The following is a 23,485-nucleotide window of genomic DNA, read 5'->3' on the forward strand; positions in this document are numbered from 1 at the left end:
ACGGACACGCAAAGGGCCCCACCACCAAACAGGTGACAGGTTCTGACACACCCCACGAACCCCACAACAGGATCCGCAGGACGCGTAGTGGCTCCTTAGAAAGGAGGTGATCCAGCCGCACCTTCCGGTACGGCTACCTTGTTACGACTTAGTCCCAATCACCGGTCCCACCTTAGACGGCTCCTCCCACAAGGGTTAGGCCACCGGCTTCGGGTGTTACCGACTTTCGTGACTTGACGGGCGGTGTGTACAAGGCCCGGGAACGTATTCACCGCAGCGTTGCTGATCTGCGATTACTAGCGACTCCGACTTCATGGGGTCGAGTTGCAGACCCCAATCCGAACTGAGACCGGTTTTTTGGGATTCGCTCCACCTCACGGTTTCGCTGCCCTCTGTACCGGCCATTGTAGCATGCTTGAAGCCCAAGACATAAGGGGCATGATGATTTGACGTCATCCCCACCTTCCTCCGAGTTGACCCCGGCAGTCTCCTATGAGTCCCCACCATCACGTGCTGGCAACATAGAACGAGGGTTGCGCTCGTTGCGGGACTTAACCCAACATCTCACGACACGAGCTGACGACAACCATGCACCACCTGTGCACCAGCCCAAAGGGAAACCCCATCTCTGAGGCGATCCAGTGCATGTCAAGCCTTGGTAAGGTTCTTCGCGTTGCATCGAATTAATCAGCATGCTCCGCCGCTTGTGCGGGCCCCCGTCAATTCCTTTGAGTTTTAGCCTTGCGGCCGTACTCCCCAGGCGGGGCGCTTAATGCGTTAGCTGCGACACGGATCTCGTGGAATGAGACCCACGCCTAGCGCCCAACGTTTACGGCATGGACTACCAGGGTATCTAATCCTGTTCGCTCCCCATGCTTTCGCTTCTCAGCGTCAGTAATGGCCCAGAGACCTGCCTTCGCCATCGGTGTTCCTCCTGATATCTGCGCATTCCACCGCTACACCAGGAATTCCAGTCTCCCCTACCACACTCTAGTCTGCCCGTACCCACTGCACGTCCAGGGTTAAGCCCCAGATTTTCACAGCAGACGCGACAAACCGCCTACAAGCTCTTTACGCCCAATAATTCCGGACAACGCTCGCACCCTACGTATTACCGCGGCTGCTGGCACGTAGTTAGCCGGTGCTTCTTCTGCAGGTACCGTCACAAAAGCTTCTTCCCTGCTGAAAGAGGTTTACAACCCGAAGGCCGTCATCCCTCACGCGGCGTCGCTGCATCAGGCTTTCGCCCATTGTGCAATATTCCCCACTGCTGCCTCCCGTAGGAGTCTGGGCCGTGTCTCAGTCCCAGTGTGGCCGGTCGCCCTCTCAGGCCGGCTACCCGTCGTCGCCTTGGTAGGCCATTACCCCACCAACAAGCTGATAGGCCGCGAGTCCATCCACCACCGATAAATCTTTCCACCAACACCCCATGCGAGGGTCGGTCATATCCAGTATTAGACACCGTTTCCAGCGCTTATCCCAGAGTGGAGGGCAGGTTACTCACGTGTTACTCACCCGTTCGCCACTGATCCACGAGTGCAAGCACTCGCTTCACCGTTCGACTTGCATGTGTTAAGCACGCCGCCAGCGTTCGTCCTGAGCCAGGATCAAACTCTCCGTAGAAAATTTTGATACTGGCAGAGTCAGAATGAGTCGCTGGACTCAATCCTCATCGCCAAAGAAATCAACCAAACACACCCACAACACACCACCGCGAACGACGGAACGTCATGGATGCGAAAGGGATACAACAAAAATAATTTGGCATCGATTCATGACACACTGTTGAGTTCTCAAGGACCAAACACTCCCCAACATCCACCGCACCAACCCGCCAGAACTCCAGCAGGCCCTCCGCGCGATCTCCTTCAGGGGCGATCCACAACCTTACACCATCCGGGCCGTGACCACCAACCCGGAACTCTCGAACCAGATCGCGACCACCAACCCACACAACCGGGAAGGTCACCGCCACCCAAACCAGAACCACTCACTCACCGTGAGCCACCCGGCCGGGCAACGAGGAGGAACAATACACACACCCAAACCCCCACGCAAACTTGGCCTGGTTCCAGCGATTCTGGCCCCGAGCACCACGAAGGGCCCCGGAGAGCACCTGCTCTCCGGGGCCCTTCGGCACCAACGGCTACCGGTCAGTCGTTCGCGCGCCGCCGTGCCGCAGCCATCGACTTGCGGCCTCGACGCACCACCGCGACTAGGCCGCCAAGGAAGTCCTCCTCCGTAATGGTTCCGTCCAGCCCCTCGATGCGCGTTCCGTTCACCGACATCGCCCCTTCGGTGAGCAGTCGCTTGGCTGCCTTGCGGGAGTCGGCGAAGCCGCACCTCACGACGACGTCCACCCAGGAGTCCCCGGCATCCACCTCTCCCCCGGGGAGCTCCGCCGTCGCGTCACCCAGTGCACGGGGGTCCACCTCACGCAGGTCACCCTTGCCGAAGAGCGCCTCGGCGGCGCCCTGCACCGCGGCCGTCGCGTCGGCACCGTGGACCAGGGTGGTCATGTCCGACGCGAGCGCCCGCTGGGCTGCGCGCAGGTGCGGCTCGTCGGCCACCTTCTGCTCGAGCTCCGCGATCTCCTCCTGGTCACGGTCCGTGAACAGCTTCAGGTACGCCACGACAGTGCTGTCGTCCGCGTTGACCCAGAACTGGTAGAAGGCCCAGGGCGAGGTGAGTTCCGGGTCCAGCCAGATGGCGTTGCCCTCGGACTTGCCGAACTTGCGCCCCGACGCATCCGTGACCAGCGGGGTCGAGAGCGCGTGCACCGTCTCCCCCGTCGTCCGGTGCACGTAGTCCACGCCACTGCTCAGGTTGCCCCACTGGTCGCCCCCGCCGATCTGGAGCCGGCAGTCGTGCTCCGCGTGCAGGTGTCCGTAGTCGTACCCCTGCAGCAGCTGGTAGCTGAACTCCGTGTAGGAGATCCCCTCCTCCGAGGCGAGCCGGGCGGCCACCGCGTCCTTGCGCAGCATCTGGTTGACGCGGAAGTGCTTGCCGACGTGCCGGAGGAAGTCCAGTGCGCTGAGCCCGCCGAACCAGTCCAGGTTGTTCACCGGGACGGCCGGGTTGTCCCCCTCGAAGTCGAGGAACGGTCGGGTCTGCCGGGCGATGGAGTCCACCCACCCCGAGACGACCTCCGGGCTGTTCAGCGTCCTCTCCGAGGTCGGGCGGGGATCTCCGATGAGACCCGTGGACCCGCCGACGAGCACCAGGGGACGGTGGCCCGCCTTCTGCAGGCGGCGCATCGTGAGCAGCTGCACGAGGTGACCCACGTGCAGCGACGCCGCGGTGGGGTCGAACCCGCAGTAGAAGGTGACCGGCCCCTCGGTCATGAGCTCGCGAAGCGCCTCGAGGTCCGTGGACTGGCCGATGAGGCCACGCCACTGGAGCTCGTCAACGACCGCGGCTCGGGTCCGCGCGTCCGCGGTGGCCTCAGGGGTACCCGTGTTCTCGCTCACGCGGCACACCATGCCACAGGCCACCGTTGAGGGCAGAAAGGGGGCTCGGTCACCACGGGCGCCCCCTCCGGTCAGACGGACGGGGCGTCGGCACCCCGTACGGCGGACTCCAGCTCACCCGTCACCCGATCCAGGGCCTCTGCCAGCTCCTCCCACTGCTCCGCCACGCGCACCGGCGCCGTCCCTCCGCGCCCGTCACGAGCAGCGACCGAACCACGGACGTCGAGCACTGTCCGCACCTCGGGCGTGAGGGCAGGGTGGATCTCCGCCAGCTCCGCATCGGTGAGCTCGTCGAGCTCCGCCCCTCGGGCCTCGCAGCGGCGGACGCACTCCCCCGACGCCTCGTGCGCGTCCCGGAAGGGGACGCCCTGACGGACCATCCAGTCCGCCAGGTCGGTGGCGAGTGAGAAGCCCCTCGGCGCCGAGGCCTCCATGACCTCGGGGTGGAAGGTCAGGGTCCGGACCATCCCCGCCACGGCCGGCAGCAGCAGCACCGCGGTGTCGTGGGCGTCGAACGCCGGCTCCTTGTCCTCCTGCAGGTCGCGGTTGTACGCCAGCGGGAGGCCCTTGAGCGTGGTCATCAGCCCCGCGAGGTCCCCGATGAGCCGACCGCTCTTGCCCCGGGCGAGCTCGGCCACGTCCGGGTTCTTCTTCTGCGGCATGATGCTGGAGCCGGTCGAGAACGCGTCCGAGAGCGTGACGTACCCGAACTCCGCCGTGGCCCAGAGGATGACCTCCTCACTGAGCCGCGAGAGCGAGATGCCGAGCTGCGCCACGACGAAGCAGAACTCGGCCACCAGGTCGCGGGAAGCCGTGCCGTCGATGCTGTTGGGCACCGAGTCGGAAAAGCCGAGATCGTACGCGACGGCCACCGGGTCCAGCCCCAGGGAGGTGCCGGCGAGGGCGGCGGACCCGTAGGCCGAACGGTCCAGTCGCCTGGCCAGATCCCGCATCCGCTCGAGGTCACGCAGCAGGGGCCAGGCGTGAGCACCGAGGTGGTGCGCCAGCAGGACCGGCTGGGCGTGCTGGAGGTGGGTCCGCCCCGGCATCACCGCCTCCGGGTGACGGCGGGCCTGCTCGCACAGGGCCTCCACCACGTCAGCCGTCCCAGAGGCGATCTCGGCGATGGCGTCACGGAGGTAGAGACGGACCTGCGTCGCGATCTGGTCGTTGCGCGACCGCCCAGCACGCAGCCTTCCACCCACCTCGGGCCCGACCCGTTCAACGAGCCCGCGCTCGAGGGCCGAGTGCACGTCCTCGTCCTCGGGGACGACGGTGAAGCTGCCCTCGGTGAGGTCGGACTCCAGGCGGTCCAGTCCCGCGAGCAGGGCATCACGGTCCTTCTCGGTCAGGATCCCCGCCCGGTGCAGCGCGCGCGTGTGGGCCCTGGACCCGGCCAGGTCGTAGGTGGCCAGTCGCATGTCGAAGTGGGTCGAGCGGCTCAGGGCGGTCAGGGCGTCGTCACCGGCCCCATCGAAGCGTCCGCCCCACAGTCCCGTTCCAGCGCCACTCACCGGTCGGCCTCGTTCGTGCTCTGCTCGTCCACGGTCTCGGTGGGTGTGGGCACGGGTGCTCCTTCTCGATCGGTCCGCCGTTCGGCCAGCGTGAGCAGGTGTGCGGCCAGGTCCGCACCGGACTCCGGGCCGCCACGGGCGACCAGCAGCAGCGTGTCGTCCCCGGCGACCGTGCCGAGGAGGTCGGTCAGCTCGGCCTGGTCGAGCATGCTCGCGAGGTACTGGGCCCCACCCGGTGGCGTCCGGGCGACCACGAGGTTCCCCGTCGCCTCGGCGCTGACCAGGAGATCGCCGACGACGCGGCGCAACCGCCCCGGGATGGCCTCGACGCCCTCAGCGGCGCGCGGCGTCCGGTCGCCCCCGAGTCCCGGGACGGCGTACACGAGCGCTCCCCCGTGCCTGACCTTCACGGCCCCCAGCTCGTCCAGGTCACGGGAGAGGGTGCCCTGGGACACCTCCACCCCGCGTTCCCGGAGGAGGTCCATCAGCTGTGGTTGAGTGTGCACGTCGTTCCGCGTGACCAGGTCGGCGATGAGTTGGCGCCTCGCCGTGGGGGTGGTCGCAGCTGGCATAGCCTGAATATTACGTTTCCCTGTATGTCCATGCAAACGGAGGTCCCATGTCGTCCGACCCCACGGAGCCCCGGCTCCGTCTCCCTGCGCTCGACGTAGCGCGAGGCGTCGCGGTCATCAGCATGCTGGTGGCCCACTTCGCGCCGGGGACCCCGCTGGGCTTCGTCACCGGGCTGTCCGAGTGGCTCACGGCAGCGCTCTTCGCGCTGCTCATCGGTGCCGGTGCCGCAGCCTCCCGGAACCGCCCCCTGGGGCGCTCCCTGGCCATCGCCGCCGTCCGTGGGCTCGTCCTCGTGGTCGCGGGGCTGCTCCTGGAGCGCTCCCCCGGTCAGATCGACGTCGTGCTCGTCGAGCTCGGCGCCCTGACCGCGGTCTCCCCGCTGTTCGCGCGCCTTCCCTCGGTCGTGCTCGGGTTGGTCGCCCTGGTCCTCACGGGCGTCGCCCACCCGCTCATCGGCGTCGCCCGGGGCGTCTCGAACGACCTGTGGGTCGGTGGGAGCCCCCATCTCGCGCGGGTGGTCGAGATCCTCGCGAGCGGGGTACATTACCGGCTGACGACCCTGCTGATCCACGCAGCCATCGGTGTGCTCGTGATGCGCCACCTCACCCGGGCCCGGCGGGGGCCGTTGGCGCTCGTCGCGGCGGTGTTCGCGGCCGCTGCCCTGGCCGGTCTCGCGGCCCACCGCCTGGGCCTGGCGTCCTCCGTGCCCTACACGGGGACGCCGACGGAGATCGCCGTCTCCGCCGGGCTCTCGCTCCTGGTCGTCTCCCTGTGCCTGCTCCTGGTCCGGGACCGGACCCCGCTGGTCCTCGAGCCCCTGCGAGCCGCCGGCACGATGGCGATGAGCCTGTACGTCCTCCAGGTGGCCGGCGTCTCGGCCTGGCTCGGGACGCAGGCCCCGGGCACGTCGGACGACTCGTGGGTGATCGTCGCGGTCACCGTCATCGCGTCCCTGGTCATCCCGCGCCTCTGGCAGGCCGTCACGCCGTGGCGCGGCCCGTTGGAGGCCGTCACGGACGCTCTGGTCCGCCCCCTGCGCGGTCGTCCCCGCACCGCGGCGCCCAAGGCCTGAGTCGCAGCGCGACCAGACGACGCCCCCGTCCTCCGTCAGGAGACGGGGTCGTCGTCTCCGTAGGGCAGCAGCCCCACCGTGCGTGCCCGTGCATCCAGCCTGCCGCCGTGCCGCTGCAGCTGCTCCACCGTGTCGGCACCTGCCCGCACCATCCGGCCCGACCAGGCGTCGAGCTCCCCCGACGCCAGCCCCAGCGCGAGGTCCACGACCTGCTGCGGGGCGGTCCACTCAGTGCGGTCGTGGTGGATCGGCATGGACGCCGTCATGTCCGTACGGACCACCCCGGGAGCCAGGTCGAAGGCCCGGAGCCCACGGTCCCACCCTGCCTCGTGGAGAGACCCGGTGAGGCGCGAGAGCCCCGCCTTGCTGGCGCCGTAGGCCGCGTACACCGGCGAGTTCCGGACGCCGGAGCCGGAGTTCACGTGGACGATCCGGCCGCCCCCGGCCCCGAGCATGCGGGGCACCAGGGCGTGCGCGACCGCGAGCGGCCCGCGCAGGTTGACCTCGAGCACCTGCCAGGACTCCTCCAGCGGCAGCTCCCAGGGCGGGGCCTCGCCCTCGATGGCCCCGGCGGACACCAGGGCGACGTCGATGCGACCGGACTCCTGCCAGGCGGTGTCGACGACGTCCGCGACCGCCTCGGTGTCGGCCACGTCGAGGGCGTGGCTGGTCACGTACGCACCGGCGTCGCGACAGGTCCCCGCCACCTCACCGAGCGCGGCCGCGTCCCGCCCCGTGAGGACGAGGTCGTACCCGTCCCGGGCGAACCCGGTGGCCAGGGCGGCCCCGATCCCCCGGGTGGCCCCGACCACGAGGGCGACCGGACGCTTGCCGCTCGCCGCCTCAGCCACGGTGCTCTGCTCCCGTGCGCTCGGTGACCACGGCGATCGCGGCGTCGCGGGCCGCGTTCGTCTCCTCGTTGGTCAGCGTGCGGTCCTGAGCCCGGAAGGTCAGCCGCCAGGCGGTGCTCCGGCGGCCCTCACCCAGCTGCTCACCGGTGTACTGGTCGAACATCTCCAGGGACTCGAGGTGCTCCCCCGCACCGGCACGCAGCGCGTCGGCGATCTTCGAGGCCGGGACGGTCAGGTCGGTCACCAGCGCGACGTCCACCCGCGAGATCGGGTGCGGGGAGAATTCACGGTGGGTCGACACCTCCGGCGAGGCCGCCACCAGCGCATCCACGTCCACCTCGAAGGCGACCGTCCGCTCCGGGAGCTCGAGCTCGGCGAGCCGCTGCGGGTGCAGCTCACCCGCATGGCCCCAGACGGTGCCGTCGGGCAGCACGAGCCGTGCGCAGCGCCCCGGGTGGAAGGGCGGGTACTGCGCCTGCTCCACCCTGACGTCCACTCTGAACCGCCCGGCCAGGGAGAGGACGATCTCGACGGCGTCGGACCACTCGGCCGTGCGAGCCGGGCCCCACCAGCCACGGCGCTCCCACTCACCCGTGAGCAGACCGGCGGCGTGGAAGGGCTGGTCCGGCACGGCGGTCGCGAGCTGCTCCAGCATCTCCGGCGACGGCTGCAGGCCCACGTCCTGGACCGGCGCGACGACCTCGCCCTCGGGCAGCACGACGCGGCCGAGCTCATACACGGCAGCGCCCCGCTGGCCCCGGGACAGGTTGCGACGGGCCGCCGGGACGAGCGTCTGCAGCAGCTCGGTGCGCAGGAACGGCTCCTCGGCGCTCAGCGGGTTGTGCAGGCGCAGGGCCGTCCGGCGCGGGTCGTCCTCCGGATAGCCCAACCGGTCCCACTGGTCCTGGGAGGTCATCGGCAGCGTGACCACCTGGTGCAGCCCGGCGTCCGCGAGGAGGTCGGCCAGGATGCGACGCCGCCGCTGCGTGAGGGTCAGCCCACGTCCACCGGGAGCCTTCGGGAGGACCGACGGGATCTCGTCGTAGCCACCCAGCCGCGCGACCTCCTCCACGAGGTCGGCCGGGATCGTCAGGTCGGGACGCCAGGACGGGGGCGTCACCTGCACGGTGCCGTGCTCCGAGGCGTCCCCGTCCTCGGAGACCACCTCGCACCCGATCATCCGGAGCCGGTCCACGACCGTGGCCCGGTCGTACTCGACCCCGACCAGCGCCGTGGGCCGGGCCGTGTCGAAGGTGATGGGCAGCGGCCGGGTCGTCTCGTCGACCTCGGTCCACCGCTCCTCGGCGGTGCCGCCACCGAGCTCCACGAGCAGGTCGACGGCGAGCTGTGCCGCGGCCGGCGCGAGCTCGGGGTCCACCCGGCGCTCGTAGCGCTTGGACGCCTCCGAGACCAGCCGGTGCCGGCGGGCCGTCCGCGCGACGCTCACCGCGTCGAAGTGGGCGGACTCCAGGAGCAGGTCGGTCGTCTCCTCACCGATCTCCGAGTCCTGCCCGCCCATCACGCCGGCGAGGGCCACCGGGGCGCCACCGGAGGCGATGACCAGGTCCTCGGCGTGGAGTGTGCGCTCCTTGCCGTCCAGCGTCGTGAGCGTCTCGCCCGCGGCGGCCCGACGCACCTCGATGCCGCCGGCGACCGCCTGCAGGTCGAAGGCGTGCAGCGGCTGTCCCACAGCGAGCATGACGTAGTTCGTCACGTCGACGATGAGCCCCAGCGGCCGGACGCCGGCGTCCGTCAGCCGCTTGGCCATCCAGCGCGGCGTGGGCCGGGAGCGGTCGATCCCGCGGACCACGCGGGCGACGTACCGGTCACAGCCGGCCGCGCCGCGGACGGGCGCCTCGTCGCGGAGCGCGACCTCGATCCCGGGGCCGGAGGGGGGCGGCACCTCGAGCAGCGCGGGGTCGGTGAACGTGCGTCCCGTCGCGTGCGAGTACTCCCGCGCCAGGCCGCGCAGGCTCATCGCGTAGCCCCGGTCCGGGGTGACGTTGACCTCGATGGTCTCGGAGTCCAGGCCCAGCAGCGGCAGGGTGTCCTGCCCCGGCTCGAGATCACCGGGCTCCACCCCGAGGTAGTCGGGCAGCACGATGATCCCGTCGCCGTCCTCGCCCAACCCCAGCTCGGGGGCCGAGCAGATCATGCCCGCCGAGAGGTGCCCGTAGGTCTTGCGCTCGCTGATGGCGAAGCCACCGGCGAGCTCCGCACCGGGCAGGGCGACGACCACCAGGTCGCCGGTGTCGAAGTTGTGGGCACCGCAGACGATGCCCTGCGGCTCGCCCGTGCCGTTGGCCGAGCCGACGTCCACCTGGCACCAGTTGATGGTCTTGCCGTTCTTCTGCGGCTCGGGCTCGCGGGAGAGGACCCGCCCGACCACGACCGGGCCGGTGATCATGGGCGCCCCGAGGGACTCCTCCTCGAACCCGACACCCACCAGGGCGGCGGCGACCTCCTCCCCGGTGGTGCCCCCGGGCAGGTCGACGTACTCGGACAGCCAGCTGATCGGGATGAGCATCAGACCTCCACCGTGAAGTTCGTGTTGAAGCGGACGTCGCCCTCGATGAGGTCACGCAGGTCGCCGACGCCGTTGCGGAAGATGAGGGCACGCTCGACGCCCATGCCGAAGGCGAACCCGGAGTACACCTCGGGGTCGACACCACACGCGCGCAGGACGTTGGGGTGGACCATGCCGCAGCCACCCCACTCGATCCACCCGGTCCCGCCGCAGGTGCGGCAGGCGGTGTCCTCACCGCGGCACACGGTGCAGAGGAAGTCCATCTCCGCACTGGGCTCGGTGAAGGGGAAGAAGTTCGGACGCAGCCGGGTGGTGATGCCCTCGCCGAACAGCTCGGCGGCGAAGTGGTCGAGGGTGCCGCGCAGGTGGGCCATGGTCAGTCCCTTGTCGACCGCCAGGCCCTCGATCTGGTGGAACACCGGAAGGTGGGTGGCGTCGATCTCGTCGGTGCGTCCGACCTTGCCGGGAACGGCGACGTACAGCGGTGCACCCCGCTCCAGGAGCGCACGAGCCTGCACCGGCGACGTGTGCGTCCGCAGGATCAGGTGCCGCTCGGGCGGCTCGACGTAGAAGGTGTCGGCCTCCGCCCGGGCGGGGTGGTCGGCGTCGAAGTTCAGGGCGTCGAAGTTGTACCACTCGGCCTCGACCTCGGGCCCCTCGGCGATCTCCCACCCGAGCCCGGTGAAGATCTCGGCCATCCGCTGCTGGATGAGCTCGACGGGGTGCCGCGAGCCGACGCTCCGACGGGCCGGGATCGCGGTGACGTCCACGGTCTCCTCGACCAGGATCTGCTCGGCGCGCTCGGCCTGCAGCACCTCCTCGCGGGCCGCGAGCACCTTGTTGACCCGCCCCTTGGCCTGCCCGACGAGCCGACCCGCGTCCTTCCTCTGCTCCGGCGGGAGCTGGCCGATGCTGCGGTTGGCGAGGGACAGCGGTGCCCGATCCCCCAGATGGGCCAGCCGGGCCCCCTTGAGCTCCTCGAGCGACTCGGCGCCCTCAAGCGCCGTGACCGCCTGCTCGACCAAGGCGTCGATCGCTTTCGGGGTGATCTCGGGGGCCCCTGCGGGCGCTGTCTGGTCCTGGCTCGACATGCCCCGCATCCTACGGGGACGCCGGGCTCGTCAGCCGCGAGCCGGGTGCATCGCCGAGGCGTAGAGGCACACCGCCGCCGCCGTGCCCAGGTTGAGCGACTCGGCCCGACCACGCAGCGGCACAGCCACCTGGAGGTCACAGGCAGAGAGCTCGGCCTCGGACAGGCCGCGGGCCTCGTTGCCGAAGACCCACAGGTGCGGACCGGAGAGATCCGCCTCCGGCAGCAGGAGGGAGGCGTGCCCGGTCGCTGCCACCAGCTGCGCCGGTGCCTGCGTGGCCCGTCGCACGGCGTCCATGCCCACCCCCGTGACGACGGGCAGGTGGTGCAGGGAGCCGGCGGTGGAGCGCACCACCTTGGGGTTCGTGACGTCCACCGACGCGTCGGTCACGACCACGAACGCGGCCCCGGCTGCGTCCGCGGCCCGGATGACCGTCCCCAGGTTGCCCGGGTCCCGGACCTCGGCGAGCACCGCCCCGAAGCCGTCATCCCCCAGGCGGCGCAGGCAGTCTTCCAGGTCCGCGGACTCGAACCGGGCGACGGCCACGATGCCGGCGGGGTTGTCCGCGTCGGCGACCGTCCGCAGGACGCCCTCGTCCACCAGGTGCGCGTGCACGTCCGTCTGCTCCAGCAGGGTGGTGAACTCCGCGTTGCGCAGCAGGAAGTCCTCGGTGACGAAGACGTCCTCGGCCAGCTCCGGCTCCAGCCCCAGGAGCTCGCGGACGCACTGAGGCCCCTCCACCAGGTAGCGGCCGGCCCTCTTGCGTGCAGAACGCCGGCCCAGCCGTGCGGCGGCCCGGACACGACCCGACGTCGATGTCAGGTGGGATGCACGGGGGAGCACGGTGGACCGGCGTTCGGGGGTGCGGGACTCGTCAGTCGTTGGTCGCCGCGACGTTCTCGGCCTGCTGGGCGGCCTCGACGGAGGCGCTGTCGCCGGCCTGGGCGGCGGCGACCGCGGCCTTCTGGCCCTGCGGGGCCGCGCCGGCGGTGGCGCTCTCGTCGCCCTTGACCGACGGGACGTTGGCCTTGGCGATCTCCACCAGAGCGGTGAAGGCGGCCGGGTCGTTGACGGCCAGCTCGGCCAGCATACGACGGTCGACCTCGACCTCGGCGATCTTGAGGCCCTGGATGAACCGGTTGTAGGTCATGCCGTTCGCACGGGCCGCAGCGTTGATGCGCTGGATCCACAGGCGGCGGAAGTCGCCCTTGCGGTCCCGACGGTGGTCGAACGAGTAGACCAGCGAGTGGGTGACCTGCTCCTTGGCCTTGCGGTAGAGGCGCGAGCGCTGGCCGCGGTAACCGCTGGCGCGCTCGAGAACGACTCGACGCTTCTTCTGGGCGTTGACTGCCCGCTTCACGCGTGCCACGTGGGTACTCCTTGACTAAAGGGGGTGGTTGCTGGGGGTGAGGATCAGGCCGGGGGTCAGCGACCCAGCAGCTTCTTGATCTTCTTCTCGTCGGCCTTGGCCACCGGCACGTCGTTCACGAGGCGGCGGGCGTCACGGGACGAGCGCTCCTGGAACTTGTGCACGTGGCGGGCGCGCTGGCGCATGACCTTGCCGCTGCCGGACACGCGGAAGCGCTTCTTGGTACCGGAGTGGGTCTTGTTCTTCGGCATGGTGCCGATCCCTTCGTTCAATCGGACAGGTTGATGGAGCGCGACGGCGTGCGTCGCGCCGGGAGGTCCGTGGACCTCAGGCCTCGGCGGGAGCCTGACCGGCCGTCGCGTCGGACGACTCGGCGGAGTCGGAGCCCTTGCGGTCGCGCTTCTTCTGCTCCTGCTCCTTGCGGCGGGCCGCCTGGGCCTGTGCCTTGTTGCGGGTGGAGCCGAACACCATCGTCATGTTGCGGCCGTCCTGCTTCGGCTTGCTCTCGACGACACCGAGCTCCGAGACGTCCTCGGCCAGTCGCTCGAGCAGGCGGAAGCCGAGCTCGGGCTTGGACTGCTCACGGCCGCGGAACATGATCGTGACCTTGACCTTGTCGCCGGCCGACAGGAAGCGCTCGACGTGACCCTTCTTGGTCTCGTAGTCGTGCTGGTCGATCTTCGGTCGGAGCTTGATCTCCTTGATGACCGTGTTGACCTGCTTCTTGCGCGACTCACGGTCCTTCATGGCGTTCTCGTACTTGAACTTGCCGTAGTCCATGAGCTTGGCGACCGGTGGCTTGGCCATGGGAGCCACCTCGACGAGATCCAGATCGGCCTCGGCTGCCAGACGCAGGGCGTCCTTGACGCGCACGATGCCGACCTGCTCGCCGTTGGGGCCGACCAACCGCACTTCCGGAACCCGGATGCGGTCGTTGATACGGGGCTCGCTGATGTGTTTCTCCTTCGTTCGCTCACGTCCCGGTGCCGTTCGCACCCTCCCCGAGGAACGGAAAAGGGCCTCCCGGCACCAGCCGAAGAGACCCGGTCACGTCACCGCCCGCACCCGAGGTGCAGACGCACTCCCTCGGCCGCCTGGTCGGCGACACCTACCCGGATGACACCTGGTCACCCGTGGCGGGGAGATGAACGACCCACAGGTCCTGACGACCTGCAGGTGGAGACCGGGTCCCACTTCGAACGACAAGGATAGCGGATCAGCCGCGTGGCTCCAAGCCGAGGGCGCTGACCACGACCCCGTCGACGCGGGAGCGGAGCTCGGGGTCCGTCAGGAGGTCCGCCACCAGCATCGCGGCCTCGCGGTCGTCCTCCAGCCCCCGCAGCCCGAGGACGAGCTCCCCCTCCGGCCCGGTGCGGACCGCGACACCGGTGACCCGCGGGTCCTGCTTCAGGGAGCGCAGCCCCTGGAGCACGAGCTCGTCGTCCGCCGGGCGGCACCACGTGATCCGTCGCGCCAGGGCACTCGTCATGGAGGGGCGGACCACCCGTTGCGTCGGGGAGCCCAGGTCGAGGACCAGCGCGGCCGCCTCGTCCGACACGGCCGCCTGGGCGACCGTGTGGCCGCGGACCGGTACGGGGCGGGCCTCGGGACGCCACCGCGCCACGGCGTCGGCAGTGGTGAAGACCGGCAGGGCGTTCCAGCCCTCCGGGGTCGTGACCTGGGCCACCGCCAGATCGGCCGACTCCGCGGCCTCCTCCGCGAGGATGGCGACGAACACCCGCGCCTCGTCGAGGGCCGCCACCAGCCGGGCATCGTCCAGCATCCCCTCGCCCGGAGCCTCCAGCGCAGGATCCAGCCGGCCGTCGTCGTCGTCGAACTCCCCCGGGCGCAGATCCCTACCTGCCCAGGGGGTGCCCGCGGAGTCCGTCGACGGGTCCAGGGGCGGCCCGGCCACCTCGGTCAGCAGACGCTGTGCCCGCCCCAGCTCCACGCTGCCGGAGTAGAGCGCTGCGCCCAGGATCACCTCGCCCACGGCCGGCCCGTGGGGTCCCCGGAGGCTGGACAGCGCGACCAGGTCACCCGTGGAGCCGACTCCGCCAGACGCGATGACCGTTCCGTCGAGCTGCTCGGCGGCTCGTCTCAGACCTCCCAGGTCCGGCCCCGTCATGCGACCGTCCGCCCCGGCCGCGGCGACCACCCAGCGACGGGGGCCGAGGCTGCGCAAGCGTGACCAGAGCTCCTCCACCGGGCCCAGATCCAACGCGGTGCCCCGGGCGACCACACGATCGGCTCGGAGGTCCAGGCCTGGCTGGACCTCGTCCCCGCGGCCCTCCAGCAGGCCCTCCGCGGCCCCGGGGTCCTGCCACAGGGCCGACGAGGTGGTGACCGCCACCGCGCCCCACCCCAGGGCACGGTCGACGTCCTCCGCACTCAGGATGCCCCCGGAGACCTCCACGGGGACCGGGGTGTCCCGCACTATCTCGGCCAGGAGCGCGTCGTTCTCCCCGCTGGCGGTGGCACGGTCGAGATCGACCAGGTGGATCCGCTCGGCGCCCTGGTCCAGCCAGTGCCGCACTGCCGCCCGCGGGTCCGCGAGAGGGCTCTCCCGCGGCGCCTGGGCGGTCGAGCCGCCACGCACGTCGACCGCGGCCCACAGCCGCATCGGCACCCTGGCCCTCATCGATCCTCCTCAGAACGGTCCACCACCCGGTCGGAGACGACGGACACGAAGCGTCGCACCTCACGGGCGTCGGGTTCCACCAGCACCCCACCGGGCAACGGGCCCGGGCGTCGCATACCGCCTGCGCCCGGCAGACCGAGGAGTCGCGCGAGCCGGGCCCCGAGGGCACCGGGGCCGCCGCCGGCTCCCCGCCCCCGTGCGACCAGCGCGGCCACCTCGTCGACGAGCTCCGGGCGGCCGGCGGCCTCGGTGAGGAGGCGTGGCCCGCACACCGGCAGGTCCCCGACCGATCGGGGTCCGGCCCCGGGGAGCACGGCGACCCACCGGAGCGTGGGGTCCTGCGGCACGGCCGCAGCGACCACCAGGAGGTCCTCCCGCTCGGTCATCGCCACCAGCGGCAGCAGGTCAGGCGGGAGCGACCGCCCCAGACACAGTCCCATGCCGTCCCCGTAGGGACCCAGTCCCTCCGGCACGGTGGTCGGGCGCGCGACGCTCCACCCCCTGTCGTGGGCCACCTCCAACGACGTCACCCCGCTGGCGGCCCAGGCAGTCACCCGGTCGGCGGCCGTGCCGAACCAGAGCAGCGCCGCACGCTCGTGGGGAGGTCGGGCAGGAGCGTTCACCCGGTCAGTCTACGAACCGGGTGGCACGAGGGCCCGGTGCGCCTCACGCGAAGAAGACCCGCTCCACCACGGCCCGGGCCCGCCGGGCAGCGCGCAGGTACTCCTCGGTGAGCTCGACCCCGGCACCGGCCGGTCGCCCCATGGCTCGGGCGACGCCCTCGCGGTCCCGTGGTTCGGTGGGGATCGAGTCGGTCACCCTGCCCCGCCAGAGCATGCTCGCGTCGCGGACCCGGCCGGCCAGGGCCCACGCGGTCTCGAGCGCCTCGCCGTCGACGGGCTCCAGCAGCCCGAGCGCCAGCAGCTGCTCCAGGGCTTCCGAGGTGCTCGTCGTCCGCAGTGAAGGGTGTTCTGCCGCGTGCTGCATCTGCAGCATCTGCACCGTCCACTCGACGTCGGACAACCCGCCGCGGCCGAGCTTCAGGTGCAGCCGGGGGTCGCCACCGCGCGGGATCCGTTCAGCCTCCATCCGCGCCTTGAGGACGCGCATCTCCCGCAGCGCCCCGGGACCGAGTCCACCCTGCGGCCACCGGACCGGTTCGATCAGCCGCATCACGCGCGCGGCCAGCTCGGGGTCCCCCGCCACCGGACGAGCCCGCACCAGCGCCTGGGCCTCCCAGGGCGAGCTCCAGCGCGCGTAGTACTCCTCCAACGAGGCCAGCCCCCGCACGGTCGGGCCGTTCTTGCCCTCCGGGCGCAGGTCGACGTCCACCTCCAGCGGCGGCTCGGCTCCCCCGACCAGGGTCGAGCGCAGCACCTTGAGCGCCCGACCGGCTGCCTCACCGCGACCAGGTGCGTCGTCATGGACCACGAACACGTCGGCGTCGCTGGCGTAGCCCATCTCCGCGCTACCCAGGCGCCCCATGCCGATGACGGCCACGCCCTCGACGTCGCCGTCCAGCGCCACCTCCAGCACGGACTCCAGCAGCGCCTCGGCCGCGGCGGTCAGGCCCCGCGACACCTCCCGAGGGTCCAGCGTGCCCGTGAGGCTCCCGATGCCCAGCCGCAGGATCTCGGTGCGCCGCAGGGTGCGGGCGGCCGCCGCGGCGTCCTCCACGGTGTCGGCGCGCCGGGCCGCGCTGCGCATGCGCCCGTGGAGCGCCTCGCGCGTCGCGGGCACGAGGGCCTCGGGCTCACCGAGCAGCCTCACCGCGTCAGGACCCCGTTCGAGCAGCCCCGTCAGGTACCGGCTCGCCGAGAGCACGTGGGCGAACCGCTGGGCCGCGTGACCCTCGTCGCGCAGCATGGCCATGTACCAATGCGTCCCGCCGAGCGACTCGCTGATCCGGCGGAAGGCGAGCAGCCCCGCGTCGGGTGCGGGCCAGTCGGCGAACCACCCGAGCATCGCGGGCAGCAGCTGACGCTGGATCGCGGCGGTCCGGGACACCCCGCGGGTGAGCGCCTCGAGGTGGCGCACCGACCCTCGTGGGTCCGCGAAGCCCAGCGCCGCCAACCGCTCGGTGACCGCGTCCGGTGACATCCGCGCCTGGGAGGCCGTGAGGTCGGAGAGCGCCGTGAGCACCGGCCGGTAGAAGAGCCGCTCGTGGAGCCGCCTCACCTCCTTGGAGACCTCCAGCCACCGCCGGTCGACGGCCTGGGCTGGGTCCTTCCGCCAGCCCATGGCGCGCCCGAGGCGGCGCAGGTCGTCCTCCCCCGTCGGCAGGAGGTGGGAGCGCCGCAGCCGGTCGAGTTGGATGCGGTGCTCCAGACAGCGCAGGACGCGGTAGGCCGGACCGAGCACGGCGGCGTCGGAGCGGGCCACGTACCCCCCGGCGGCGAGCGCGTCCAGGCCCGGGAGGGTGCTGCCGGTGCGTAGGCTCTCGTCCACCCGTCCGTGGACGAGCTGCAGCAGCTGGACGGAGAACTCGATGTCCCGCAGGCCACCGGCGCCCAGCTTGATCTGTCGCCGTGCCTCGGCCGCGGGGATGTGGGCCTCGACGCGGCGACGCATGCGCTGCACGCCGTCGACGAAACCGTCCTGGTGGGAGACCTGCCAGATCCAGGGTGCGACCAGCTCGACGAACGCTCGCCCGAGCTCGGCGTCTCCGGCCACCGGCCGCGCCTTCAGCAAGGCCTGGAACTCCCACGGCGACGCCCAGCGCCGGTAGTACTCGTCGAAGGAGTCGAGGGTGCGGACCAGGGGTCCCGCCTTGCCCTCCGGGCGCAGTGCCGCGTCGACCGGCCACAGCGTCCCCTCCGCGGTCGACGCCCCGCAGGCCGACATGAGGCGAGTGGCCAGCCGGCTGCCCACCTGCAGTGCGTGGGCCTCGTCGACCCCGCCGACGGGCTCGGCCACGAAGATGACGTCCACGTCGCTGACGTAGTTGAGCTCCCGCCCACCCGTCTTGCCCATGCCGATGACCGACAGGCGCACCTGCTCCTCGTCCTCGACCTCGTGGCGCGCGATCTCCAACGCTGCCTCGAGGGCGGCCCCTGCGAGGTCCGCCAGGGCGGCGGCCACGGCGTCCACGACCTCCGTCGGATCGGGGGCGGTGAGGTCCACCCCCGCGATGCGCAGGAGCTGGCCCCGGTAGGCGACGCGCAGCGCGTCATCGGCGCTCTCCCCCTCCGCGAACGCCTCCTCCACCGCACCCACCAGGGTCTCGCGGAGCCCGTCCTCCGTGGGCAGGTCGTCCTCGTCCAGGAGGTCGAGCTGCTCGGGGTGCCTCGCCAGGTGGTCACCGAGCACCTGGCTCGCACCGAGTACGGCCACCAGACGAGCCACGGCGTCGTCTGAGACCTCGCTCCCCGCCGCGTGGATGCGCTCCCCCCAGGCCCGGCGGCGGTCGGCGGAGGCGGACTCGGCGATGCGCACGGCGGCGAGCGCCGCCCGGTCGGGGTCCGCGGCCCGACCCAGTGCCCTGGCGAACCCGAGGTGGTGCTCCGGGTCGTCCTGCCCCAGCAGGGCCGCGAGGTCGGTGATGCAACCTGCGGCCCGCCGCCCCTCGGTGAAGCCCTCGCGCAGCACCCACGAGATGCCCTCGGGGCGCACCCCCGGCGCGTTCACAGCTGTCGGAGGTAGTGGTCGATCTCGAAGGGCGTGACCTGGCCCCGGTAGGCCTGCCACTCCTCGCGCTTGTTGCGCAGGAAGAAGTCGAAGACGTGCTCCCCCAGGGTCTCGGCGACGAGCTCCGACTGCTCCATCGCCCGCACCGCCTCACCGAGGGACGTCGGGAGGGGCTCGATGCCAAGTGCCCGGCGCTCCTGGTCCGTGAGGCTCCAGACGTCGTCCTCCGCCTCCGGCGGCAGCTCGTACTCCCCCTCGATCCCCTTCAGGCCCGCCGCGAGGACCACGGAGTAGGCGAGGTAGGGGTTGCAGGCGGAGTCCATCGACCGCAGCTCGATGCGGCTCGACTGCACCTTGGTGGGCTTGTACATCGGGATGCGGACCATGGCGCTGCGGTTGTTGTGCCCCCAGCACACGTGGGCCGGCGCCTCTCCCCCACCCCACAGGCGCTTGTAGGAGTTCACCCACTGGTTGGTGATCGCGCTGATCTCCCGCGCGTGGTGGAGCAGCCCCGCGACGAAGCGCCGTCCGGTGATGGAGAGCTGGTACTGCGCCCCGGGCTCGTGGAAGGCGTTGCGGTCCCCTTCGAAGAGCGAGAGGTGGGTGTGCATCCCCGATCCCGGGTGCTGGGCCATGGGCTTGGGCATGAACGAGGCCAGCGCCCCCTGGCTCAGGGCCACCTCACGGATGACGGTGCGGAAGGACATGACGTTGTCCGCCGTGGTCAGCGCGTCGGCGTAGCGCAGGTCGATCTCGTTCTGTCCCGGCGCGCCCTCGTGGTGCGAGAACTCCACCGGGATGCCCATGCTCTCCAGCATGTCGATGGCCGCCCGCCGGAAGTCGTGGCCGTCGCCCTGGGCCAGGTGGTCGAAGTACCCCGCGTTGTCGATCGGGACCGGGAGCCCGTGGGAGTCGAGCTCGGGCTCGAACAGGAAGAACTCGATCTCGGGGTGGGTGTAGAAGCTGAAGCCCATGTCCTCCGCGTGCTGCAGGGCCCGGCGCAGGACGTGTCGGGAGTCCGCCGGGCTCGGGGTGCCGTCCGGCAGGGTGACGTCGCAGAACATCCGGCCGATGCCGGGGTCGTCGTCGCCCTTCCAGGGCACCACCTGGAAGGTCGACGCGTCGGGCATCGCGAGGGTGTCGGCCTCGTAGACGCGGGCGAACCCCTCGATCGCGCTGCCGTCGAACCCGATGCCCTCGGTGAAGGCGCTCTCGAGTTCCGCGGGTGCCACCCCGACCGACTTCAGAGAACCCTGCACATCGGTGAACCACAGCCGCATGAAGCGGATGTCCCGCTCCTCGATGGCCCGGAGGACGAACTCCTGCTGACGATCCATGGTGGCAGTCAATCACGCGGTGAGGGCCCACCGACCGGGGTCGGTGGGCCCTCACGCGGGCGGACGGGGCGGCTCAGCCCCGGCGTCCGGTCACTGCCAGGAGGGCAGCATCTCGTTGAGCTGGTCCTCGACGGACTGGGCCACCGCGGCCGTGCCACCGATGATGGCGACGTTCTGCGGCGAGACGGAGTCCAGCGCCGCCCGCGAGGCCTCCGGCAGACGGTCCGTCCGCGTCAGCACCAGCGGGTTGTGGTGAACACCGGCGTACGCGCCGCCGGTCAGGGCGTCCGGGAAGTCGACACCGTTGGCGACCAGGGCCCGGTTCGGGTCCTTGTCGAACTTGGCGGCCACCTCGGCCGAGGTGGCGTAGCGGTCGGCGCCCGCCAGGCGCTCGTCGGCACCGATCTCGTCGTACACCGCGTCGGACACCGCCTTCGAACCACCGATCACCACGACGCGCTGCGGGTTCAGGTGGTCGATCGCCTCACGGGTGGAGTCGAGCAGCTCGTCCGGCTTCGTCAGCAGCACCGGGGCGTTCTCGCTGCCCGCCAGCGCCGACCCGGACAGCGCGTCGGCGAAGGCGGCGTCCTCACCGGAGGCCACGTAGAGCGTGTCCGCGGAGTTGCCGAACATCTTGGCCACGTTGGCGCTGGTCTCGTAGCGGTCCTCACCGGCCACCCGGGCCACGTTCAGCCCCTGCTCCTCGAGCTCGGCACGGACGCCCTCGGAGACCGCGCCCTCACCGCCGAGGATCACGACGTTGCTGGCGCGCAGCTCCTCGATGGCCTCGAGCGTCTCGGCCGGCACCCGGTCGTCACGCGTCAGGAGCACCGGGGCGTCCTCCCCGTCCTGCTTGGGCAGCGAGCGCGGCGCCTTGCCGTTGGCCGCTGCCGGTGAACCGGTCAGCGCGTCCGCGAAGCCCGTGCCCGAGGCCAGGTACACCGTCTCGGCGGTCTCGAACTTCTTGGCCACCTCGGCAGCGGTGGCGTAGCGGTCCTTGCCCGACCACCGCTCGACCTGCCCGGAGGGGGCATCGGACTCGCAGTTCTCAGCGGCACCGAAGCAGACCTCCATGGTCTCGCCCTGCGTGCCGAGCACCTCGGCACGCACACCGGAGCCGGGCAGCTTCACGGAGTTCTCCGGGTTCGCCGGGTCGTAGTAGGCGTCCTCGGCGCTGTCCTCGAACACCGGCACACCCGGACGGGAGTCGACGGTGGTCGCCTTGCCCTCCTGGTGGAGCGTCACGGCATCGGTGCGCTCGAGCCCGAAGGTCGCGTCGAACGACTGGAGACGGTTGCTCATCAGCCCACCGCCGTTCCACGCCAGGGCCTCCGGGTTGGCGTCCACGGGCAAGGCCTGCCCGCCACCGGGGTGGGTCGCGGTGTTGTTGTCCACGTACGCGTCGTTGCTGTACCAGACGAGCATGCCGTTCTGGTACGGGAAACGCTCCACCCAGTTGGGTCGGGCGTCGCGCCAGCCGAAGTTGTACGGCCCCGTGCGCAGCGTGTCGTCGTAGGAGCCGTACTGGCGGTTCTCCACGAGGTAGGCGTGCTCCGCCTCGCGGGTGGAGGTGCCGTCGATCACGGTGAAGCCGTCGAGCTCCCAGGTGGACTCGCCCTCGGCACCGTCGACCTCGCTCTTGCCGTCGACGGTCACGGTCACGTTGTCCAGGAAGGCCCCGTCCTCGTTCATCCCGCCGTCGTTCTTGGCGTGGAAGCGGAACTGGACCTGCTGGCCGAGGTACTCGGAGAGGTCGTAGTCCAGGTCGACCCAGCCCTCGCTGAACCCCGTGTTCTCCCCGACCCGCTCCCAGCTCTCGCCGCCGTCGGTCGAGACCTCGGCGTACAGGAAGTCGTAGGCCTCCTCGATGAAGAGCTCGGCCTTCGCCGAGACGCTCGCCGAGCTGGCACCGGTGAGGTCGATGGTGCGGGTCATGCTGGAGTCCAGGTTGTCCTCCGCGCCGCCCCAGAACTCATTGGCCCCCTCGAAGGGGGTGTTGTACTCGGTGGTGATGGTCTGCGGGGGCAGCGGGACCGCCACGGCCTGCGGGTTCTCGGTGCTCGAGTGCGCCGGGCCGAGGGTCTTGGTGACGTTCTCCTCGGGCTGCACGACCTCGAAGTCCAGCCAGCCGAGCTGGAGCTTCTCCTTGGGGCCGTAGAAGCCGGCGGAGTCACCGATGCCGTCCTTGCCGTGGTTCAGCCAGGAGCCGGAGGACATGAGGGACCAGAAGGACACCCCGTTGTCACCGCCGTCGGTCGCGTAGTAGTCGGGCAGCCCGAGGTCGTGCGAGAACTCGTGCACGAAGACGCCCATGCCGCCGTTCTCGGGCTCCGTCGTGTAGTCACCGATCCACAGACCCGTGTCACCGATCGGCACACCACCCTTGAGGTTGCCCTCGGGCCCTGTCTTCCCCTCGTCGGTCGGGAAGGCGTACCAGCGGTGTGCCCAGATGGCGTCCTCCCCCTGGGCGCCACCACCGGCGGACTCGTCCTCACCGGCGTGCACCAGCTGGAAGTGGTCGATGTAACCGTCCGGCTCGTTGAAGTCACCGTCGTCGTCGTGGTCGTAGCGGTCCCACACGTCGTACTCGGCCAACTCGGCCGCGATCTGGTCCTTGGTCTTGCCCTGCACGACCTGGTCGTCGTACCAGGCCTCGGCGCTGTCCTTGACGTAGTTCCAGTACCCCTCGGCCTCCACGTCCGGGTCGTCGGAGTTCGCGCCGTAGCGTGCCTCGTTGAACGGCACCTTCACCCAGTCGTACACGCCGGCCTCCACGTCGAACCGGCCCGAGGACTGCTTGCGGAAGAAGTCCCGGAACGAGTTCTCCTCGCCCAGCATCAGGTCCTCGTAGTAGGCGGTGTCGAAGTCCTCCTCCCACACCGTGCTGTTGTCCTCGGCACGGTCCGGCTCCTCGATCTGGTTGTGCAGCGGGCCGGGGGTGCCGCCCCGGGAGGGGTCGATCTTGTCGCCGAACTCGGTGAGGAAGGTCAGCACGTTGGCCGTGCGCTCCGTGTCGTACTGCACGTACTGGGCGTCCTCACCCTCGCCGAGCTGCACCGAGCGGCTGCCGTTGCGCGTCACGACCTTGGCCTCGCCGCGCAGCAGCTGGTTGGTCGCGGTCTGGCGCATGGCCCGCTGCTTGTCGCCGAGGGGATGGGGAAAGTCGTCCTGACGCTGCTCCTGGGAGTTCGCGTCATCCTGGGGTGCGACGGCGGAGACCTGTGCGAAGGGGGTCGCGGCCATGGCGAAGGCGACCAGCGCGGCTCCGGAGAGGCGCGTCGACGTGCGTGCGTTCACTGTTCCTCCAGCGGTGTGTGTATGTGGCGTGAATCACCACCGCCCCGATAGTGCGCTCCGGGGGGCGCGGAGTCACGCGTGGAGCGGTCACAGTTCGGACACGATTTCGCACGCCG

At 70.6% G+C, this 23,485-nt stretch carries 15 protein-coding genes, 1 rRNA gene and 1 pseudogene; 1 reads left to right on the top strand and 16 read right to left on the bottom strand.

Annotated elements, in window-relative coordinates:
- Positions 1-99: 99 nt before the first annotated feature.
- The 4 genes from ACY8FT_RS04330 to ACY8FT_RS04345 all read right to left on the bottom strand — a co-directional run bounded on the left by ACY8FT_RS04330 (position 100) and on the right by ACY8FT_RS04345 (position 5,556).
- Positions 100-1,623, bottom strand: a 16S ribosomal RNA gene (locus ACY8FT_RS04330).
- Positions 1,624-2,153: 530 nt separating this feature from the next.
- Positions 2,154-3,470 (bottom strand): tyrosine--tRNA ligase, encoded by a 1,317-nt coding sequence (gene tyrS, locus ACY8FT_RS04335; RefSeq protein ID WP_462417699.1) that lies wholly within the window; start codon positions 3,468-3,470, stop codon positions 2,154-2,156.
- Between the two features lie 71 nt (positions 3,471-3,541).
- Positions 3,542-4,984 carry an argininosuccinate lyase gene (argH, locus tag ACY8FT_RS04340; RefSeq protein WP_462417700.1) on the bottom strand — a complete coding sequence of 481 codons (1,443 nt, stop codon included), beginning with the start codon at positions 4,982-4,984 and terminating at the stop codon, positions 3,542-3,544.
- Positions 4,981-5,556: an arginine repressor gene (locus ACY8FT_RS04345; RefSeq protein ID WP_462417701.1), complete on the bottom strand. Its 576-nt coding sequence runs from the start codon at positions 5,554-5,556 to the stop codon at positions 4,981-4,983. Before ACY8FT_RS04345 ends, argH begins: the two co-directional genes overlap by 4 nt.
- Before the next feature lie 47 nt (positions 5,557-5,603).
- On the opposite strand from ACY8FT_RS04345, the gene ACY8FT_RS04350 reads away from it, so the two are divergent.
- Complete coding sequence (locus ACY8FT_RS04350; RefSeq protein ID WP_462417702.1) at positions 5,604-6,629, top strand: DUF418 domain-containing protein; 1,026 nt, start codon at positions 5,604-5,606, stop codon at positions 6,627-6,629.
- A 35-nt stretch (positions 6,630-6,664) separates the two neighbouring features.
- Here the strand turns inward: ACY8FT_RS04350 and ACY8FT_RS04355 are convergent, their stop codons facing one another.
- From ACY8FT_RS04355 to ACY8FT_RS04410, 12 genes and pseudogenes are all read right to left on the bottom strand, one after another.
- On the bottom strand, positions 6,665-7,480 hold the full coding sequence (locus ACY8FT_RS04355; protein WP_462417703.1) for an SDR family NAD(P)-dependent oxidoreductase: 816 nt from the start codon (positions 7,478-7,480) through the stop codon (positions 6,665-6,667).
- Complete coding sequence (pheT, locus tag ACY8FT_RS04360) at positions 7,473-10,007, bottom strand: phenylalanine--tRNA ligase subunit beta (RefSeq protein ID WP_462417704.1); 2,535 nt, start codon at positions 10,005-10,007, stop codon at positions 7,473-7,475. The genes ACY8FT_RS04355 and pheT overlap by 8 nt, the downstream gene beginning before the upstream one ends.
- Entirely contained in the window at positions 10,007-11,098 is a 1,092-nt protein-coding gene (gene pheS, locus ACY8FT_RS04365) for a phenylalanine--tRNA ligase subunit alpha (RefSeq protein ID WP_462417705.1), read from the bottom strand. Before pheS ends, pheT begins: the two co-directional genes overlap by 1 nt.
- A 30-nt stretch (positions 11,099-11,128) precedes the next feature.
- Positions 11,129-11,941 (bottom strand): TrmH family RNA methyltransferase, encoded by an 813-nt coding sequence (locus ACY8FT_RS04370; RefSeq protein ID WP_462417706.1) that lies wholly within the window; start codon positions 11,939-11,941, stop codon positions 11,129-11,131.
- A 169-nt stretch (positions 11,942-12,110) separates the two neighbouring features.
- A pseudogene (rplT, locus tag ACY8FT_RS04375) lies at positions 12,111-12,467 on the bottom strand (50S ribosomal protein L20); the annotation flags it as partial.
- A 56-nt stretch (positions 12,468-12,523) separates the two neighbouring features.
- Positions 12,524-12,718, bottom strand: coding sequence for a 50S ribosomal protein L35 (gene rpmI, locus ACY8FT_RS04380; RefSeq protein ID WP_462417707.1), 195 nt, complete (start codon positions 12,716-12,718; stop codon positions 12,524-12,526).
- Between the two features lie 76 nt (positions 12,719-12,794).
- Entirely contained in the window at positions 12,795-13,379 is a 585-nt protein-coding gene (gene infC / locus ACY8FT_RS04385; protein ID WP_462417708.1) for a translation initiation factor IF-3, read from the bottom strand.
- A 304-nt stretch (positions 13,380-13,683) separates the two neighbouring features.
- Complete coding sequence (locus ACY8FT_RS04390) at positions 13,684-15,108, bottom strand: HisA/HisF-related TIM barrel protein (protein WP_462417709.1); 1,425 nt, start codon at positions 15,106-15,108, stop codon at positions 13,684-13,686.
- Entirely contained in the window at positions 15,105-15,731 is a 627-nt protein-coding gene (locus ACY8FT_RS04395) for a hypothetical protein (protein ID WP_462417710.1), read from the bottom strand. Before ACY8FT_RS04395 ends, ACY8FT_RS04390 begins: the two co-directional genes overlap by 4 nt.
- Positions 15,732-15,774: 43 nt before the next feature.
- A complete protein-coding gene (locus ACY8FT_RS04400) occupies positions 15,775-18,735 on the bottom strand; it encodes a bifunctional [glutamine synthetase] adenylyltransferase/[glutamine synthetase]-adenylyl-L-tyrosine phosphorylase (protein WP_462417711.1) in 2,961 nt (986 codons plus the stop codon).
- Positions 18,732-20,072 carry a glutamine synthetase family protein gene (locus tag ACY8FT_RS04405; RefSeq protein WP_462417712.1) on the bottom strand — a complete coding sequence of 447 codons (1,341 nt, stop codon included), beginning with the start codon at positions 20,070-20,072 and terminating at the stop codon, positions 18,732-18,734. Before ACY8FT_RS04405 ends, ACY8FT_RS04400 begins: the two co-directional genes overlap by 4 nt.
- Positions 20,073-20,162: 90 nt before the next feature.
- Positions 20,163-23,369: an immune inhibitor A domain-containing protein gene (locus tag ACY8FT_RS04410; protein WP_462417713.1), complete on the bottom strand. Its 3,207-nt coding sequence runs from the start codon at positions 23,367-23,369 to the stop codon at positions 20,163-20,165.
- Positions 23,370-23,485: the final 116 nt, after the last annotated feature.

The organism is Kytococcus sp. Marseille-QA3725 (assembly GCF_054950055.1).

What these genes read in the sequence shown, in the direction of transcription:
- ACY8FT_RS04345 (WP_462417701.1), bottom strand. Translation starts at nt 5,556, where the DNA reads ATGCCAGCTGCGACCACCCCCACGGCGAGGCGCCAACTCATCGCCGAC.
- ACY8FT_RS04350 (WP_462417702.1), top strand. Translation starts at nt 5,604, where the DNA reads ATGTCGTCCGACCCCACGGAGCCCCGGCTCCGTCTCCCTGCGCTCGAC.
- pheT (WP_462417704.1), bottom strand. Translation starts at nt 10,007, where the DNA reads ATGCTCATCCCGATCAGCTGGCTGTCCGAGTACGTCGACCTGCCCGGG.
- pheS (WP_462417705.1), bottom strand. Translation starts at nt 11,098, where the DNA reads ATGTCGAGCCAGGACCAGACAGCGCCCGCAGGGGCCCCCGAGATCACC.
- rpmI (WP_462417707.1), bottom strand. Translation starts at nt 12,718, where the DNA reads ATGCCGAAGAACAAGACCCACTCCGGTACCAAGAAGCGCTTCCGCGTG.
- ACY8FT_RS04390 (WP_462417709.1), bottom strand. Translation starts at nt 15,108, where the DNA reads ATGAGGGCCAGGGTGCCGATGCGGCTGTGGGCCGCGGTCGACGTGCGT.
- ACY8FT_RS04405 (WP_462417712.1), bottom strand. Translation starts at nt 20,072, where the DNA reads ATGGATCGTCAGCAGGAGTTCGTCCTCCGGGCCATCGAGGAGCGGGAC.